This is a genomic window from Microcystis sp. M53598_WE2, assembly GCF_030067735.1.
In the GTDB taxonomy this organism is placed as follows: Bacteria; Cyanobacteriota; Cyanobacteriia; order Cyanobacteriales; family Microcystaceae; genus Microcystis; species Microcystis aeruginosa.
Window position 1 is genome coordinate 1 of record NZ_JASJFE010000543.1, and the last position, 2,211, is coordinate 2,211.

Annotated in this window: 3 protein-coding genes; all 3 read left to right on the forward strand. The window is 45.4% G+C overall.

What is annotated here, in order from left to right:
* The coding region (locus tag PX636_RS11100) for a four helix bundle protein (protein WP_353853471.1) at positions 1–144 on the forward strand (144 nt) is incomplete at its 5' end.
* A gap of 38 nt (positions 145–182) precedes the next feature.
* Positions 183–602, forward strand: a complete 420-nt coding sequence (locus tag PX636_RS11105; protein WP_004162555.1) for an NUDIX hydrolase — start codon at positions 183–185, stop codon at positions 600–602.
* 142 nt (positions 603–744) lie between these two features.
* Entirely contained in the window at positions 745–2,070 is a 1,326-nt protein-coding gene (gene ctpB / locus PX636_RS11110; protein WP_353853472.1) for a carboxyl-terminal processing protease CtpB, read from the forward strand.
* The last annotated feature ends 141 nt before the right edge of the window (positions 2,071–2,211 follow it).

Here is a 2,211-nt window from a genome sequence, read left to right on the forward strand (position 1 = left end):
ACAAAGTATTGGCTGTCTCTATTGAAAGACACGAATTACATAGAGGAAAGAGCCTTTCAAAGTATCAATGATGATGCGGAGGAAATTGGTAAAATGCTTTGGGCTATTCTAAAAACCTGCCAAGAAAATACCAAAAACCAATAACTGATAACTGATAACTGATAACTGATAACTGATAACTGATGATATTTGTTGCTTTGGCGATTTTGGAACAGGACGGTCGATTTTTAATGCAGTTGCGCGACGACATCCCGACGATTCTCTATCCGGGGGTGTGGGGTTTATTTGGTGGTCACTTAGAAGCGGGTGAAAGTCCAGAAATAGGGTTAAAACGAGAGTTAAAAGAAGAAATTAACTACGAAGCGCCTAGTTTACGCTATTTTCGCTCTTATAACGATGATAATCTCTCTCGTTATCTTTATCATGTACCCCTGACCTTGGGATTAGAAAAATTAGTGCAAACAGAAGGACAAGATTTAGCTTTATTACCTCCGGCTGCCATCCGTCAAGGGGAATACTACTCCGAGAAGATTAATCAGACTCGTTCTTTAGGAAAAATTCATCGCCAGATATTACTCGATTTTCTAGAAGTAGAATTATAGTGGATATTAGAGCCAGACAAGGAACTCCCCTATCTATACGAAAGTCGTAGTTAACACTGCTCCTCACCTCCCTCGAAGGCAAAATGCTCCCGCTTTTTGAATGGCTTTATCTAAACGTCAATCTTATTTTGGCTTTGTCTTTATGAACCAGTCGCGTCCCTCGTTCGTTTCCGTGCAGAAACTCCTATCTGGAGGTGCGATCGCTACCCTAGCAGTTAGTTCCCTGATGGTCCTTACCCCCGCAGCCAAAGGGGAAAAACCCTTAGAAGATAACCCGAAAGCAGTCATCGACCAGGTTTGGCAAATTGTTAATAATGAATTTGTAGATCGTAGTTTTCATCAAATCGATTGGCAAAAAAAACGTCAAGAATTGTTAAGCAGAAATTATACTAATCCCCAACAAGCTTACACGGCAATTCGGGAAGCTTTAAAGGAATTGGGTGATACTTATACCCGTTTTTTAACTCCTAGTGAATTTTCTGTCCTCACCAGTCAAACTTCCGGAGAATTATCGGGAATTGGGGTACGTTTAGCCCTCGATAAACGCACTAGCGATCTGGTCGTTGTCGATACGGTGAAAAAATCCCCCGCCAAGGAAGCGGGAGTAAAAAGCGGCGATCGCCTGATCAGAATTAACGGCAAACCCACCGCTTTAATGACCCTAGAACAAGCAATGGAAGCACTACAGGGAGCAGTGGGTACTAGCGTTAGTTTACAGCTTGCCCGTCCCGATCAAGGGGTATTTGAAGTGACTTTGACCCGGGTAGATATCGAAATCCCCTCGGTTAGCTATACCCTTAAACAGGAAGGTGGGGTGAAAGTTGGTTATATCAAACTGGATGAATTTAGTTCCCACGCAGCCGAACAAATGAAAGAGGCGATCGAGGAATTAAGTCAACAACAGGTATCCGGCTATGTTCTCGATCTGCGGGGCAACCCCGGCGGGTTACTATTTGCTAGTGTCGATATCGCTCGTATGTGGATGAAACAGGGCAAAATCGTTAGCACCATCGATCGACGAGGCGGTGATCGCCAATTTATCGCCAATAACACCGCTATTACCGATTTACCCCTCGTGGTCTTGGTCAATAAAGGTTCCGCCAGCGCCAGCGAAATCCTCGCCGGGGCGCTGAAAGAAAATGGCCGGGCGACTTTAGTCGGTACATCGACCTATGGCAAGAGTACCGTCCAATCGGTACACACCCTCTCCGATGGTTCCGGTTTAGCGGTGACAATTGCCCGTTATTATCCCCCCAACGGCGAAAATATCTACAAAAAAGGCATTAAACCCGATGTGCAGATCGAGTTAACCCAGGAACAACAGCTGCGCTTCCGCGATGATCCTTCTTTCGTGGGAACTAAGGATGATCCCCAGTACCAACAGGCGATCTCACTCCTACAATCCCATAATGTTAAACGTCCCAGCACCGGCAATCTCAACAACCCTTTGAGTAGTCGGGCCGAATAATCGTCCTAAAAAATCTGGGGAAACGGCGACTGTTTCGGCGAAATGGCGATTCTAGAACAGCCTTTAAAGCATTTAACAGCGCTCTCTCTCGCTCCCGTGCAGTTGCTGGTGATTCCCCCCCCAAAGATTTCTACAGCTACA